Origin of the sequence: Sphingomonas sp. (genome assembly GCF_036731925.1) — a bacterium.
Taxonomy (GTDB): Bacteria; Pseudomonadota; Alphaproteobacteria; order Sphingomonadales; family Sphingomonadaceae; genus Sphingomonas.
In genome coordinates this window covers 74,850-90,620 of the sequence record NZ_DAINDJ010000004.1, presented here as the reverse complement: position 1 = coordinate 90,620, position 15,771 = coordinate 74,850, and the positions used below count along the sequence as shown (strand labels likewise).

Genomic DNA, 15,771 nt, shown 5'->3' with positions numbered 1-15,771 from the left:
GCAACAATATTTCAAGCCTAGCAGCGCATCGGTCGTCGTCAATCGGCCGAACCGTTCGTCGCAGCATTTGCTTTCCGGAACGATCTTGCCGCAGCGCCTGCCGCGCTTTCCCCGCACACGGAAATCGACAGAATTAGAGTAGCAGGCGCGGTCGCTTGTCCTATATCCCACCGGTATGAGTGATGCCCGTATCGCCGCCGCAGCTCCCCAGGCCATTCGCCGCGAGGACTATCGTCAACCTGACTGGCTGGTGCCGGAGATCGCACTGGACTTCGATCTGGATCCCGCCGCGACGCGGGTGCGCGCCGCGCTGCACGTTACCCGCAACGGCGCACATGATCGCGCGCTGGTGCTGAACGGCGACGGACTGGAAGCCGTTTCGGTGAAGGTCGACGGCGCCGAGGCGCAGGGCTGGCGCATGGACGGGCAGGATCTGGTGATCCCGCTCGACGGCAGCGCCCACACCATCGAGACCGAAGTGGTGATCGCGCCCGAGCGCAACACCCAGCTCCAGGGCCTCTATGCCTCGTCGGGCATGCTCTGCACCCAGTGCGAGGCGGAGGGCTTCCGCCGCATCACCTTCTTCCCTGATCGGCCGGACGTGCTGTCGAAGTACAAGGTCCGCATGGTGGCGGACCAGGCACGCTTCCCGGTGCTGCTCGCCAATGGCGATCCGATCGCGCAGGGGCCTGCCGAGGGCGGCCGCCACTGGGCGGAATGGCATGACCCGTTCCCGAAGCCGAGCTATCTGTTCGCCCTGGTCGCCGGCGATCTCGTGGCCAATACGGGCACCTTCACGACGATGTCCGGCCGTGAGGTGCAGTTGGGCATCTATGTCCGCGCGCCCGACCTGCCCAAGACCGACCACGCCCTCCACGCGCTGAAGCTCAGCATGAAGTGGGACGAGGACGTCTATGGCCGCGAGTACGACCTCGACGTGTTCAACATCGTCGCCGTCGACGACTTCAACTTCGGCGCGATGGAGAACAAGGGGCTGAACGTCTTCAACAGCCGCTACATCCTCGCCGACCCCGATACCGCCACCGACTGGGACTATGACGCGATCGCCGCCGTGGTGGCGCACGAATATTTCCACAACTGGTCGGGCAACCGCGTCACCTGCCGCGACTGGTTCCAGCTGAGCCTGAAGGAAGGCTTCACCGTCTTCCGTGACCAGAGCTTCTCGGCCGACCAGGGCTCTGCCGCGGTCAAGCGGATCGAGGATGTGCGATCCCTGCGCGCCAGCCAGTTCCCCGAGGATGCCGGCCCGCTCGCGCACCCCGTGCGCCCGGACGAGTATATCGAGATCTCGAACTTCTACACGGCGACGATCTACAACAAGGGCGCCGAGCTGATCCGGATGATGGCCACCATCCTGGGGCCGCAGAAGTTCCGTGCCGCCACCGACCTCTATTTCGATCGGTTCGACGGCACCGCCGCCACCTGCGAGGACTTCGTGGCGAGCATGGAGGAGGCCGGCGGCGTCGATCTCGGCCAGTTCCGCCGCTGGTACAGCCAGGCGGGCACCCCGCGCGTCTCGGCCAATCTGGTGCAGGACGGCGGCACAACCCGCCTCGCGCTTGCCCAGACCGTGCCGCCGACGCCCGGCCAGCCGGTCAAGGAGCCGATGGTGCTGCCGCTCAAGATCCGGCTGTTCGGCGAGAAAAGCGGCGCGCCGCTTACTGACGAACAGCTGGTGCTGCTCGACAAGCCCGAACAGGAGCTGCGCTTCGAGGGCCTGCCCGAACGTGCCGTGCTCTCGATCAATCGCGGCTTCTCCGCCCCGGTGATCGTCGATGCCAATCGCAGCGCCGCCGACCTCGCCTTCCTCTCGGCGCATGACGACGATCCGTTCGCGCGCTACGAAGCGATGCAGCAGCTGATGCTCGACACGCTGGTCGCTGCGGTGACCACTGGCAAGGGTAACCACGCGGCGCTGATCGATGCCGTTCGGGGCACGCTGACCGATCCGTCACTCGATCGTGCCTTCATCGCCGAGGCGGTGCTGCTCCCCTCGGACAGCTTCATCGGCGACCAGATGGCGATCGTCGACCCGGAGGCGATCTTCCATGCGCGAGAATCGCTGCGCGCCGACCTCGGCAAGGCGCTCGAAGCCGAATGGCGGGCGGCTTATGAGGGCGCCCGGGCGGACCACTTCGAATATTCGCCGTCCGCCAAAGGCGCGCGCCGCCTGAAGAACGTCGCGCTCGGCTATATCGCGGCGAGTGGCGCGGCCGACGCTGCGGACCTGGCCTATGCCCAGTTCGACGCGGCCGACAACATGACCGATCGTCAGGGCGGCCTCGCCACGCTGGTCAACGGGACGTCGCCGCTGCGGGAACAGGCGATCGACGCCTTCTACCAGCGCTATGCCGGCAACGCGCTGGTGCTGGACAAGTGGTTCCAGACCCAGGCGCTCTCCTCGCGCGACGACACGCTCGCCGCGGTCGAGAAGCTGGCCAATCATCCCGACTTCACCCTCGCCAACCCCAACCGGGCGCGGGCGCTGGTCGGCGCCTTCAGCATCAACCAGCGGGCGTTCCACGATCCCGCCGGCCGCGGCTATCGCTTCGTCGCCGACCAGCTGATCGCGCTCGACAAGCTCAACCCGCAGACCGCCGCCAAGCTGGTGCCCCCGCTCGGCCGCTGGAAGCGCTTCGACCCGGCCCGCGCCGCCCTGATGCGGAGCGAGCTCGAGCGGATCGTCGCCAGCCCCGGTCTCAGCAAGGATATGTTCGAGCAGGCCACCAAGTCGCTCGATTGATGCTTCGGCTGCTCACCGCCACGGTGCGCGACTCCGCCCGGGTGCGGACCTTCGCGTCCGTGGCGGCGCGCTTCGGGCTGGGCGTGCTGCTGGAAAAGCTCGGCTTTGCCGGCGAAGCCGATGCCGCCGACCCGCAAACCGGCGCGCTGCCGCTGCCCCGCCGCACCCGACTGGCGCTGGAGGCGCTGGGCCCCACTTATGTGAAGATCGGCCAGATTCTCGCCACGCGCGGCGACCTGCTGCCGCCCGACTGGATCGCCGAGCTGGAGCTGCTCCAGAACGCGGCCCCTACCTTGCCCTTCGACGAAATTCGCGGCCAAGTGGAAGCCGCGCTCGGCATGCCGCCCGAACAGGCCTTCGCCTGGTTCGACCCGGCGCCGCTCGCCGCCGCGTCGATGGCGCAGGTACATCGGGCGCGGCTGGCGGATGGTCGCGAGGTGGTGCTGAAGGTCCGCCGCCCCGGGATTCGCACGGCGATGGAAGCGGACCTGCGGCTCATCGGCGAACTCGCCGCGCTGGTCGCCAAGAGCAGCACCGAGGCGCGCCGCTTCGAGCCGGTAGCACTCGCCCGGCAACTGCGCCAGGCGCTGCTGGAAGAACTCGATTTCACCACCGAAGGGCGCAACGCCGATCTGCTCCGCGCCGACATGAGGGGCAATTTGCGCGTCGTGGTGCCGGAGATCCATTGGCAATGGACGTCCGAGACGCTGCTGGTGATGGACTATATCGCAGGCGTGAAGCCTGTGTCTGGCGAAGCCCTGCGCGCGGCGGGCATCGATGCCGAGGCAATTGCCGAGCTGGGCGCCGACACCGTGATTACGATGGTCCTGGTCAACGGCCGCTTCCATGCCGATCCGCATCCCGGCAATTTGCTCTGCCTCCCCGGCGACCGGCTGGCGCTGCTAGACCTCGGCTCGATCGGCCATGTGGGTCCCAAGCGCCGCGACGAGTTCATCGGGTTCGTGCTGGCGCTTACCGCTGGCAACGCCCGCGGGCTGGCCGATACGCTGGTGCTTTGGAGCGAGGGGCACGATGTCCCACGCCGCACGATCAACCGCGCGGCTGAGGCAATCGTCCAGCGCCATGGCGGGGGCAAGCTCGTCCTTTCAGCGATGATGCCCGATTTCCTGCGGCTGCTGCGCGAGGAAGGGCTCGTGCTGCCGCCGGACCTGCTTCTGGTGTTCAAGGCCATGGTGACGATGGACGGTGTGCTCGACCGGATTGCGCCGGGCTTCGACCTGTCCGGGGCGATCGGCCGCGCGCAGGTGGCGCTGTTCGTCAACCGTTTCGGCCCGGCGCGAATTGCCGCAGGTTCTGTGGCGCTGGGTTTAGCCCTGGCCGAACTGGGCGACGACGCGCCGCGATTGCTGCGCGCCGCGGCGGCCCGTCTGGAGGCACCAGCTGCGGATTCCGGCCTGGCCCAGGCGATCATCAGGGCCGGGGGTTGGATTGCGACATCCTTACTGGCCGGAACCGCGCTGATCGCCGCCGCGCTCTGGCTCGGGTGATTCCTCGCTCCCCTGCCGCTTGGCAACGATCCCAGGCAGGGAGGGAGGGGCGAAAGTTTCGCGCAGAGCTACGCATCGGCACGTTGCCCCCACGGAAGCCCCTCCCCTAAACCCTCCCGCAAGCAGGAGGGGAATGGAAACTCACCCCATCACGTTCCGGCCGCGCTGCACCACCGCACTGTGGCCCACGCTCGCCTTGAGGTTGTGCTCGGTGACCGAGTCCACGAACACCCAGTCGTTGCGCGCCTGGTCCGGCGTAAGCGTCAGCGCCATGTAGCCGCGGCGGCTGGTATCGCACCATTTCAGCTCCGGATTGGCCTTCACCATCGCGGCGGCGACGACCTTCGGATCGGTCTTTAGCGCGCTTTCAAAGCCGGGCGACGTCACCGCATGGCCGGCGAACTCCACGCCCGCCGCCTTGCCGTCCTGCGCGAGGTCGAATGCCCAGGCATTGTGGCTGTCGCCGCACACCACGAGCAGGTTGGCGCCCATCGCCTGCGACGACTTCAGGAACCGCGCGCGCGCCGCCGGATAGCCGCCCCAGCTGTCATAGCCGAGCGGCAGGCCCAGCTTGCCTGCCAGCACACCTGCCTGCACATAGGCCTTGGCGCGCGGATCAGCATCCGGCGCGAGCCAGGTCAGCGCGTCCGCCGGCGTGCTCAGATTGCCGAGGATCGTACCGAAGCCGACCACCTGCCAGCGCTGCCCCGCCTTCACCGAGCGGCGCATCGCGTGATCGAGCCAGACTTCCTGCTCGCTCCCGAGCATCGTCACCGCCGGATCGTGCCAGGCGCCATCGCGGAACGCGGTCAGCGCCTTCACCGGATCCGCGTCCTTGAACAAGGGCGCGACATCGGGCTGCTGGCTGCGCGCGAGCAACCGGCTTTCGGTCCGGAAGAAGGTAGCCAGCGTGCCGATCTCGTAGCTGCCCCACGGCGTTTCGGACACGGGCATCCACTCACGGAACACTTGCATCGCTGCCGCCTTGCGGGCGCTCCAGTCGCCTTCGTCGGCCTGATGGTTCTCGGCGCCACCTTCCCAGCTGTCGTTGGCGCTTTCGTGATCGTCCCACTGCACCAGCATCGGCTTGGCAGCGTGCAGCGCCTGAAGATCGGGATCGCTGCGATAGCTGGCATAGCGCAGGCGGTAATCGGCGAGGTGGATCATCTCTCCCGCGGGCTCGGGCCAGCGGCCGCCGATCGCGCCGCCGACCGGGGCATAGCCCCCCTGCTTATACTCGTAGAGATAGTCGCCGAGATGGACCCACAGGTCGATGTCCTCGCGCGCCGCGGCGTGGCCATAGGCGTTGAAATAGCCGAACGGCAGGTTGGAGCAGGAGAAGATCGCGATTCCGAAGCGGCGTGCATCGCCCAGCGGCAGCGTCTTGGTGCGGCCGACGGGCGAGAAGCTGCCGTCGGGCGCCACGAAACGGTAGAAATAGCGTGTGTCGGGTGTGAGGCCCGCCACCGTCACCTTGGCGGTATGATCCCGCCACGGGCCGGTGATCTGCTCGCCTTCGGCAACAATGTGGCTAAAATCAGCGCTGGTCGCGATCTGCGTCCGCAGCTTCACGGCGCCGCGATCGGCGGGGACGTAGCGCGTCCACAGCAGCATCGTGTCGGGGCCCGGCTCGCCGCTGGCCACCGAATGGGTGAAGCCGCGCGCAACCGCCTGGGCAAGCGCCACGCCCGGCAGCGCCAGTGCGCCGACCCCAAGCGTTCCGGTGAGCAGCAACGAGCGGCGGTCGATACGGAAATTCATCTGGTCGCGTCCCCTTCGGTTCGCCGCTCCGTGCCGCCGATTGGTGTCGTGTTCGTGACAGCTGGGAAAAGCTCGGCTAGGCGAAGGGACGAATCGGCGTTTGGGGCGTTGCAAACGGGGGAACGCACCTGCCGGACGGGAAACCCGCCGGTCGCAATAGAGACGAAGGCGTACGTGAAGCTATTTCGAACTGCGCCGGGTTTTGCCCGGCTGCACTGTCGCGACCGCGCGACGTCGCATGGCGTTGAAAAAGGCATGGTGCGCTGATGGCGACGCGCGTTGCTACGATCGCCGTCGATTCGCCCAGAGCGGGGCTGGGAGCGGCGGCGGCATCCCTGCCGCGCTGGCTGGTCCTGTTCGCCACGGCCGTTACGGTTCGCGCCGTAACCTTCGGCAATCCGCTGGTGGCAGTGGACGAACAATTCTACTGGGTCACTGCCCAGCGGATGCTGCATGGCGCACTCCCCTTCGTCGACATCTGGGATCGCAAGCCAGTCGGCCTGTTCCTTCTCTATCTTCCCGCCGCCGCGCTGGGGCTTCCCTGGGGAATACTCGCCTATCAGCTGATGGCGCTGGCCTGCGTGGTGCTGACCGCGGGGATGATAGCCCGGATCGCCGATCGCGTCGGCTGGAGCACCGGCGCGCTGCCGGGCGCGCTTCTCTACATCCTCATGCTGAACGTGGTGGACGGTCAGGGCGGACAGGCGCCGGTCTTCTACAACCTGCTCACCATCGGCGCCGTCGCGCTGTTGCTGCCGCGCCAGACCGATCGTGACGGCGACCCCGTCCGCGTAGGCCGAAATCTGCTGGCGATGCTGCTGATCGGCATGGCACTTCAGGTGAAATACACCGTGCTGTTCGAGGGCCTGTTCCTCGGCCTCTGGCTGCTTCGCCGTGAGGCGGTGCTGGGCGCCGGGCTGCACCACATCGCGCGCCGCGGGCTTGGGTATGCGGGCATCGCGATGCTGCCCACGCTGCTGGCTGCAGCGACCTATGCATGGCTCGGCCATTTCGATGCCTGGGCCTATGCCAATTTCGGCTCGATCCTCGACCGCCGCGGAGATCCCTTCATCGATCTGGTCGGGGCCTTTTTCGAAGTGATGGTGCCGCTCGCGCCGATGCTGGTGCTGAGCGGCCTCGGCTGGGCGCGACTGCGGCGCGAGCGTGCGGTAACGCCGGCGGCGCTGCTCCTCATGGGCTGGCTGATTGCCGCGATGGTCGGGCTGCTCGTCTTTGGGTCCTGGTACCCGCATTACGCGCTGCCCGTGATGCTGCCCGCCAGCCTGGGTTGTGCCGCGGCATTCGCGCACGATCGCAGCGCCCGTCGCATGATCGCGCCCGCGCTTCTGGCGGTGGCGCTGGTCGCGGGCACGGTTTGCATCGTCGCTGCCCAGACCAGGCGCGGCAACGCGGCGCAGCTGGCCACGATCGCAGAGGGAATCGGCCATGGCAGCGGCTGCCTGTACGTACATTCGGGCAGTTCGATGCTCTACGGAGCGACGGAGCGCTGCGCGATAAGCCCTTGGCTGTTCCCGGACCATCTGTCGCGCGAGCGGGAAGACGGCGCGCTCGGCATCGATCAGATAGCCGAGGTCGATCGCATCTTCGCGCAGCACCCGGCAGTGGTGGTGATGCGCACGCCATTCCGCGGCGAGCGCTTGGCGGTGCGGGCGCGGGTCCAGCACTATCTTCACCGGCTCGGCTACAGCGTGCGCGGAACCTATCTGCTCGGCACCGTGCCGACCACCGTCTACGCGGCTCCGGCGAGCTCTGCGGCGGCGCCGCTCCGGCGCGCGGCGAGCAGGCCCGAATAATAGTCCATCAGCGCAGCGGCGTGATCGGCGTCGCTGCGCACCCTAGCCGCCCCGACCCTGGCCGCATGCCGCAGGATTGTCTGGTCGCGCGCGAACAGCCGGCGAATGGCATCGGCGGCGGACAGCGTGTCGCGAGCAGCATAGGTTTCCGCGAAATGCGGATCAGCAATCTCGGCGAAGCCGCCTTCGTCCGGCCCGATCAGCGGCAGCCCGGACGCCAGCGCTTCCCACGCGACCAGTCCGAACGGCTCCGCATCCGATCCATGGATCAGACCGTCGCAGCTCGCCATGATGCGCGACAGCCGAAGCCGGTCGTACACCGGGCGGAAGATGCGGATGTGGGGGCTGTCGGCGATCAGCGCCTCCAGCTGGTGCCGCTGCGGCCCGTCACCGAGCAGCATCAACCCCACTGGTAGATCGTTCGCCGCCGCTTCCACCGCCTCGATCACCAAAGGCCAGCGCTTCTCCTTGTGGTGGCGCCCCAGGCCGAGCAGCAGATGCCCCTCCGGCGGCAGCCCCAGTTGGGCTAGCAGCGACACTCGCAGCTTCTCGTCACGCAGGTCCGGCGAGAACCAGCCGCGGTCGATTCCCAGCGGCACCGAAGCATCGACCTTGAGCCCGCGCCGCTCGAACCGCTTGGCGAGCGCGGGGCCGTTGGTGACGAAAGCATCATAATGGCTAAGGAAGCGCGCCATGTAGCGGGTATACCAGCCGAACGCCTGCTCCACCTGCAGCGGCGTCGCGACATTGTCCAGCCAGCGCTGCGGATAGGTGCCGACCAGGTCGCCATGGGCGAAATAGACCTTGAGCGCATCTCCCTGCCAACGTCCCACCGTCCAGGCAGGCAGCCAGGGCGAGCTGTTCTCGACGATGTCGGGCTTGAGCCGGTCGAGCGCGGCCCAGACCGGCTCGTCCTTGACGAAGATGCGGTAGTTGCGATCGAGCAGCAGCGGCGGGGCCTTGATCCAGTGGATCGCACCGCCGCCGGGTCGTTCCTCCACCGCCGTCTCGGCACCAGGCGCGACGACGATCAGCTCATGCCCCAGATCGGCCATCAGACCCATCTTACGGTCAAGATAGGTGCGTACGCCGCCGCCGGTGGGAGAGTAGAACTCGTTGACGTCGACGATACGCATGCAGTTCCTCAATCGAGCGGGCTGAACCCTCCCAGACCGCGCAGATACTGCGCCCGAATGTTCACGGTGGTCACTCCGTTCCCGACGCGCACCATCGCCTGACGCAATTTGGGGCGGCTGCGGCCGAGCCGCTGGTTCGACGGGAAGCCTGCACCATCCGACCAGAAGTTGAACTTGTTCTTGCCGTCGCGGTCATGGGTGAACAGCATGGCATAGGTGCCGGGCGCCGGCGCCCGGATGCACATCACCACTGCGCCCGCGTGCGGCGTGTCGGCCCAGATGCGACGGAAGGTCTTGCCTTCCTTGATCAGGTCGCGGTCGTCCTTGAGGAAGTCCTCCTCGGTCGCCGGGTAGAGTTCCAGTTTCAGCCGGCCGGCGCGGTCCTTGAGGCCGCTGACCTCGACTTGGATGGCGGGGCCGCGCCCGCTGCTGCAGGCGGCGGCATCCTCGCCGAGCACCTGTGCCGACGCGCCGGGTGCGGCGATGGCGGCAAGCACGGTCGCGACCAGAAGGGCGGAGCGGTTCATGCGTCTTTCCTTGTGAGCAGTGCATGCAGGCCGAAGCCTGCGATCAGGATCATGTGGGCAACCAGCGACAGGCCCGCGATCAGCGCCATCAGTTCGGACAATGCCTCGCCCTGGCCGATGATCATGATGGCGAAGCTGGCGAACAGCAGTTCCTTGTTCGGCACCAGCGGCAGGCGCCAGGCGAGCAGCCGCCCGGCGGAGAGCAGCAGCCAGATGCCGATCGAAACCTGCGGCATCGCGAAATGCCACGCGAAGGCAACCAGCACCGAACTGGTGATGATGCGCACGCAGTGGATGCCGAACACCCACCACAGCTGTCCGCGGGGCAGCGAGAAGACGCGCTTGGAAAAGATCAGGAACGGCAGCGACATCGCGAAGATCACCGCGACCGAGCCCATCAGCGTGTTGAACTCGGCCGGCTTCAGCAGATCGATGCCGAACGGCAGGGCAAGCGCGAGCACCGCCAGCGTCATTGCGTTGCCGGCGATGGCGGAAAGGATCGTCACGTCCTTCACCGCACCGAACGGAGCCGCCACCATCTGCGTGCGCTGGCGCGCCCAGGCGTAGAAATAGGCCTCGCCCGAATAGCCGAGCAGCACTTCATTCGCGATCCGCTTCTTGTGGAGCGCGATCATCCCGTCGATCGGAATCCGCCACAGCTTGCGGAAGATGATGAAGTCGAAGGTGGGCGAGCAGATGTAATAAAAGAGGAAGACGACGTAGAAGCGCGGATCGGCGGGCATCGCAAGCTTGGCGATGCCGCCGCCGAACAGCTCGCGCGCCAGCCCCACCACCATCAGCAGCGTGAGTGCGCCGCCAAGCCACATCGGCCAGCGGCGCTTGATCTTCTCGACGGGCTCCAGCCCGGCCAGATCGGGTGCAGCGGTCAGCCCTGCTTCGGCCATGCGCGTGTTCACCGAAGCGTCCCCAGCCTGCCTGTTCAATCCATTCAAAAGCGCCACCGACAAGACCGAAACAATCTTACTCTTCCGCGGATCGGCTGTTCCGGCTCTCCGGCGCGTCGCGCGACCTCAGGCTGTTTCCCAACACATTGCGGTTTATTCCGGCATCGATTTGGGCGTTAGAAAGGCAAACCGCAAGTAGATGGCCAGCTGTTCCCCTGGCCTATTGTCCGCGCGGGCAGCCGGGGCGCGCGTCAACGCATCGCGTAGCGCAGGCCGATCCAAAGGGTCCGCGGAGTGGCGCGTTCGATCACGCCGCCGCCGCTGATTCCCGCCTGAACCTCGGCATCGAACAGGTTTTCCGCCCGCCCCTCGAGCCGCAGCCGCTTGGTGACCGGCACCCCCAGCGTCGCGTCAACCGTCCAGGCGGGATCGAGCCGCGCGCTGTTCTGGTCGTCCTCGAACCGCGCGCCTGCATAGCGCGCCGTCACCGAGGCATTGGCCAGCGCAGCGCGCCAGGCGAGCGTCGCCGACCCCTGGAAGCGCGGCGTCTGAGCCGGGCGCAGCCGGTCGAGCGTCGCCGCGGCACCCGAGGCGTGGACACGGGCATCGGCATAGGCCCAGGACCCCGCCAGGCTCCAGGCGCCGAGCGTCCACTGCGCATCCAGCTCGAGCCCCCTTGCCTCGACTGCATCCAGGTTCTGCCGCTGGCGATAAGCGCCTGCCGCCGAGACGAAGCCGACGCCGGGGAACGTCCCCGGCCCGCGCGCCAGCGTCACATTGGCGATCGCGCCGTCCAGGCGGTTCCAATAGCCGGTTGCGCGCACGACGAGATCCGGCACCGGGCGCAGGTCGATGCCGACTTCCCCGCCCCAGAGCCGCTCGGGATCGAGGCCGGCGTTTGCCGCCGTGGCGTCCGCCCCGGCGCGGAACGGCCGGTACAGTTCGTTGAGAGTCGGCAGTCGCCACCCCCGATAACCCGCCGCGCGGAGCGTGACCGGCCCCAGCACATAGGCGGCACCCAGCCGCCCGGTCGGCTCCCAGCCGTGACGGTTGCCGTAGCGCACATCGGTGAGGACGGGGCCGGCGGCCAGTGGCACCTCGAACAAGCTGCCATCATAGATCGTCCAATGATCGAGCCGCGCGCCGGCATCGAGCGTCCACCCGCCGCCGGCATAGCTGGCATTGGCGAAGGCGCCGGTGGTGAGGCTCGTGCCACCCGCGGCGCGCCGCCGCGTCGGGTTGGTGCCGACGAAGGTGTAGCGCTCGCGTGTCTCACCCGAAACGCGGCGGAGATCCCCGCCGACCCGCAGCGTCACGCCGCCGCCCACCGGCGGTGCGACTTCGATCCGGCCGCCGATGCCGGTCGCAGGGACTTCCTGCTGCACGACCGGACTGACGGTGTCGCGTGCGGCGGAAATGCTGGCAAACCCGCTGTCGAACTGTCGCACCTGCAGATAGGCGAGCGCCGACCAGCCCCACTCCCCCTTCTGCCCGTTGCCGCGCCGGACGAGCCGCACGCTGGCATCCGCACCCTTGCTCCGCACGTCGGTGAAGGCAGTGCCGCGGTCGCGCTGGTCGGTGAAGCCGGAGAGATTGGTCTGGAGCTCGGTGCCGCTGCCGAGATCGGCGACGCCGCGCACCGCAACGCTCGCCTGCTCATACGGCGCGGCGCGGTCGACGCGGCCGGGATTGACGATCGGCACGAAGCCGTCGCTGCGGCCATATTGCCCGGCGACGGTGAAGAACCCGCCGTTTACCGGCACCGCCGCCACGGCGCTCGCGTCGACGCTGTCGCGGCTGCCGTAGAAGGCGCCGACATTCAACCTGCCCAGCTCGGCCGGGCTACCGCTTTCCAGCTCGACCGTTCCCGCCAAAGCGCCGGGCCCGGCAAACCCGCTCCCGCCGCCGCGCGTCACCCGTATGCCGGCCAGACGGCCAGGCATATAGGCCGGGAACGGCACCCATCCGCCGAACGGATCGGTCTGCGGCACACCGTCGAGCAGCAGCAATGCCCGGCTCGAGGCATTGCCGCCGAGGCCGCGCAGGGTGATGCCCTGGCTGGTCGGGTGCGCGGAGGTGGAAGTCGAGCGGCGGAACTGCGCAAGGCCGGCAACGTCGGCAAGCACGTCCTCGATCCGGTTGCTGGCGGTATCGGCCAGGCGCGCCCGGTCGATCGTCACCACGTCATAAGCGGCGTCACCCGGCGGCACGTCGAGCCCGCGGCCGGTGATGACGATCTCCGTCGGCGCAGTCTCCTGCGCGGCGGCAGGTGCCGCCACGCACAGCGCCGCGGCGGCGCACCCCAGTTTTTCAAGCATTCGGTGCGACTCGATCCGGGTGGGCGGCGGCGAAGGCAGGATGCGCAAGGGCAGCCGCTTCCGCCTGCAGCAGCAGGGGATAGGCGTCCAGCGGCACGGCGAAGCGCCGGGCGTTGAACAATTGCGGGACCAAAAAACAATCCGAGATGTCGGGCGCCGCACCGCCGAGAAACGGACCCACTCCGCCGGCATTGCGGACGACAGCCTCCAGCGCCGTGAACCCCTCGGTCATCCAGTGGGCCGTCCAGGCCGAGCGGGCTTCCGCACCGACCGCCAGCCTGTGCTCCAGATAGCGCATCACCCGCAGGTTGTTGATCGGGTGGACGTCCATGCCGATCACCATGGCGCGCGAAAGCGCCTCCGCGCGCGCATCCGGATCCGCGGGAATCAGCTGCGGCTCGGGGTAGCGGGCATCGAGCCAGTCAAGGATCGCCATGCTCTGGGTAAACACCCGCCCTTCTGCCTCCAGCGCGGGCACCAGCCCTTGCGGGTTGCGCGCAAGATGCTCGGGGCTGCGCTGCGCGTCTTCCAGCAGGGGCAGCTCGCGGCGGACATAGTCGACGCCCTTCAGGTTGAGCGCGATTCGCACCCGGTACCCCGCCGAGGAGCGGAAATAATCATGCAGCACCAGCATGGGCTCAATCCTTATCGGAATGGTCGTCGCGCTTGGGCTTCTTGCCGTTCTGCCGGGCGTTGCTCTCCAGCGCCACCTTGATCATCGCCACCATTGGGTCGGCCAGCGCCAGGCCCAGCACGCCGAACAGCGTGCCGGCGAGAATCTGCGAGGAAAGCGTCAGCGCCGGCGGCAGGTCGACGGTGCGCTTGGCAACCATCGGGATCACCACATAGCCGTCGAAATTCTGCACCGCGAAGTAGATGACCAGCGCCCAGATGCCGGTTTCCTGGCCCGCGCTGAACCCCACTGCCGCCATCAGCACGCCGGAGATGATCGCGCCGACATTGGGGATGAAGGCCAGCACGCCGGTGATGATGCCGAGCAGCAGCGCCATCGGCACGCCTGCGATGCTGAGGAAGATCCAGGTCAGCACGCCTTCGAACGCCATGCCGAGCAGGCGCCCGGCGAGCAGTCGCCGCATCGTCGTGGCCATCCCGCCCAGCATCTGCGCGAAGGTGTGGCGCTGGTCGAGCGGCACCATCCATTGCAGCCCACGCTCGTAGATTCGGGGGTCGAGGGCGATGAACAGGCCGATGATGAGAATCATCACCATGCTGGTGACCGCGCCGATCGCCGTGCCCACGGCACTGGTGAGCCGCCCGATCGATCCAAGCCCCTCGCGGATCAGCCCGTTGAGGTCCGATCGGCCCGGCATCAGCCCCATGTCCGACGCCCAACGCGCGACGCGATTGGCCTGCGCCTCCAGCGTGGTGCGCAGCTGCTCTGCCTGGTCGGCGATCTGCATGCCCGTCCGGTAGAAGACGAGGCCGAAAAACGCGAAGACCAGCAGCAGCACCAGCGCGATGCGCAGGCCGCGCGGGATCGGCAGCACCTTGCCGATCAGCCGCGCACCGCCGTCCAGCATCGAGGCAAAGACGAGGCCGCCGAAGATGATCAGCAGCGGCTGGACCAGCAGCACGACGAGCGCGATGCCTACCGCCATCCCCAGCCAGACGGCGGCCTTCTTGAACTCGGCGCGAGTCGCGGGATCGCGAAATTCGTTCGGGCCCGGTTCGCGCACGACGCGAACGCGCGCGGACTCCAGCGGATCGTTGCTCATTTATCCTCGCGGGTAGGGTGCAGCGAAATGCCGAACCGATCCCCGCGGAAACCCGTGAACCACGTCAGCGGGTTCCAGGTCGAAGAGCCGTCGCGCGAAAAAGTGATGAATTCTGCGCGGCCGCCGATATTTTCCCACGGCACCGGGCCGCCCAGCCCGCCCTGATCCAGGGCAAACCGGCTGTCGGCGCTGTTGTCGCGGTTGTCGCCTATCAGGAATACATGATCCTTGGGCACCACCGTCGGCGGGAAATTGTCGCCGGCGGAGTCGCCGAGATCGGCGACGTCATAGCTGGCGCCGTTCGGCAGCGTCTCGCGGAACAGCGTGAGGCTGCAATAGGCCTTGCCCTGGTGCACTACCCGGCGGCCTTCGTAGAAGATGGAGCCGCCGCGCTCGGGATCCGGGTCGCAGCGGGTGTTGTCGTCGATCGGCACCAGCCGTTCGCCAAGCGGCTCGCGCGCTACTGCCGCGCCGTTCAGCCAGACGACGCCGTCGCGCACCGCGATGGTATCCCCGGGCAGGCCGATCACGCGCTTGATATAGTCGGTGCTGTGCAGCGGCGGCGTGACGATCACGATGTCACCCCGCGCGGGCAGCCGCCCCAGGATGCGGCCGGGGATTGGCGGCAGCAGATGAAAGGTCGGCGTGACGAACGAATAGCCATACGGATATTTGCTGACGATCAGCTGATCGCCCACCCGCAGGTTCGGCAGCATCGATTCTGACGGGATGTAGAAGGGCTTGGCGATCAGGCTGTGGAAGGCCAGCACGCCCAGCACCAGCCACAGGAGGCCGCGCAGTTCGGCCCACCAGTCGGTACCTTGCCGGGTGGCGCTCTGGCGTCGCTCGCTCCGCTTGCTGCGCAACACCAGTTCGTCCACCCCCATCGTCATTCCTTTTCCGCCGGAACGGCCTCGATCATTACCATCGCGAACGCCCAGGGCATGTCGTCCGTGAGCGTCAGATGCACCTTGGCCACGTGTCCCGCTGGCGTCATGGCGTCAAGTCTCGCCTTGGCGCCGCCGGTCAGCGCGAGCGTGGGTGCGCCGGACGGTGCATTAACCACGCCGATATCCTTCATGAACACGCCCCGGCTGAAGCCGGTTCCGACCGCCTTGGAAAATGCTTCCTTGGCCGCAAAGCGCTTGGCGAGCGTCGGCGCGTAGTTGTGCGGTCGCTTGGCCGCCTTGGCGAGTTCAACCTCGGTGAACACGCGCTGCTCGAACCGCGCGCCGTAGCGATCCAGCGAATTGCGGATGCGCTCGATATTGCACAGGTCCGAACCGAGGCCGAGGATCATGC

The 15,771-nt window shown here is 67.6% G+C and carries 12 protein-coding genes; 3 read left to right on the top strand and 9 right to left on the bottom strand.

The annotated features are described in order from the left end of the window. The first annotated feature begins 175 nt into the window (after positions 1-175). Complete coding sequence (pepN, locus tag V7E00_RS19075; protein ID WP_333574245.1) at positions 176-2,764, top strand: aminopeptidase N; 2,589 nt, start codon at positions 176-178, stop codon at positions 2,762-2,764. Next, positions 2,764-4,272, top strand: a complete 1,509-nt coding sequence (locus tag V7E00_RS19070) for an ABC1 kinase family protein (protein WP_333574279.1) — start codon at positions 2,764-2,766, stop codon at positions 4,270-4,272. The genes pepN and V7E00_RS19070 overlap by 1 nt, the downstream gene beginning before the upstream one ends. Positions 4,273-4,413: 141 nt before the next feature. Here the strand turns inward: V7E00_RS19070 and V7E00_RS19065 are convergent, their stop codons facing one another. Further along, complete coding sequence (locus V7E00_RS19065; RefSeq protein ID WP_333574244.1) at positions 4,414-6,033, bottom strand: alkaline phosphatase D family protein; 1,620 nt, start codon at positions 6,031-6,033, stop codon at positions 4,414-4,416. A gap of 266 nt (positions 6,034-6,299) precedes the next feature. Between V7E00_RS19065 and V7E00_RS19060 the strand changes: the two genes are divergently transcribed. After that, the gene (locus V7E00_RS19060) at positions 6,300-7,847 is read left to right on the top strand and encodes a hypothetical protein (RefSeq protein ID WP_333574243.1); all 1,548 of its coding nucleotides are present in this window, start codon (positions 6,300-6,302) and stop codon (positions 7,845-7,847) included. On the opposite strand, the gene V7E00_RS19055 is transcribed toward V7E00_RS19060, so the two are convergent. From V7E00_RS19055 to acpS, 8 genes are all read right to left on the bottom strand, one after another. Then, complete coding sequence (locus V7E00_RS19055) at positions 7,784-8,983, bottom strand: glycosyltransferase (protein WP_333574242.1); 1,200 nt, start codon at positions 8,981-8,983, stop codon at positions 7,784-7,786. The genes V7E00_RS19060 and V7E00_RS19055 overlap by 64 nt on opposite strands. An 8-nt stretch (positions 8,984-8,991) precedes the next feature. Next, positions 8,992-9,510 carry a DUF2141 domain-containing protein gene (locus V7E00_RS19050; protein ID WP_333574241.1) on the bottom strand — a complete coding sequence of 173 codons (519 nt, stop codon included), beginning with the start codon at positions 9,508-9,510 and terminating at the stop codon, positions 8,992-8,994. Next, complete coding sequence (locus V7E00_RS19045; RefSeq protein ID WP_333574240.1) at positions 9,507-10,427, bottom strand: hypothetical protein; 921 nt, start codon at positions 10,425-10,427, stop codon at positions 9,507-9,509. Before V7E00_RS19045 ends, V7E00_RS19050 begins: the two co-directional genes overlap by 4 nt. A gap of 239 nt (positions 10,428-10,666) precedes the next feature. Next, a complete protein-coding gene (locus V7E00_RS19040; RefSeq protein WP_333574239.1) occupies positions 10,667-12,733 on the bottom strand; it encodes a TonB-dependent receptor in 2,067 nt (688 codons plus the stop codon). Further along, positions 12,726-13,367: a maleylacetoacetate isomerase gene (gene maiA / locus V7E00_RS19035; RefSeq protein WP_333574238.1), complete on the bottom strand. Its 642-nt coding sequence runs from the start codon at positions 13,365-13,367 to the stop codon at positions 12,726-12,728. Before maiA ends, V7E00_RS19040 begins: the two co-directional genes overlap by 8 nt. 4 nt (positions 13,368-13,371) lie before the next feature. Continuing rightward, positions 13,372-14,469: an AI-2E family transporter gene (locus V7E00_RS19030; RefSeq protein WP_333574237.1), complete on the bottom strand. Its 1,098-nt coding sequence runs from the start codon at positions 14,467-14,469 to the stop codon at positions 13,372-13,374. Continuing rightward, a complete protein-coding gene (gene lepB / locus V7E00_RS19025; RefSeq protein WP_333574236.1) occupies positions 14,466-15,356 on the bottom strand; it encodes a signal peptidase I in 891 nt (296 codons plus the stop codon). The genes V7E00_RS19030 and lepB overlap by 4 nt, the downstream gene beginning before the upstream one ends. A gap of 2 nt (positions 15,357-15,358) precedes the next feature. Then, entirely contained in the window at positions 15,359-15,769 is a 411-nt protein-coding gene (gene acpS / locus V7E00_RS19020) for a holo-ACP synthase (protein ID WP_333574235.1), read from the bottom strand. Positions 15,770-15,771: the final 2 nt, after the last annotated feature.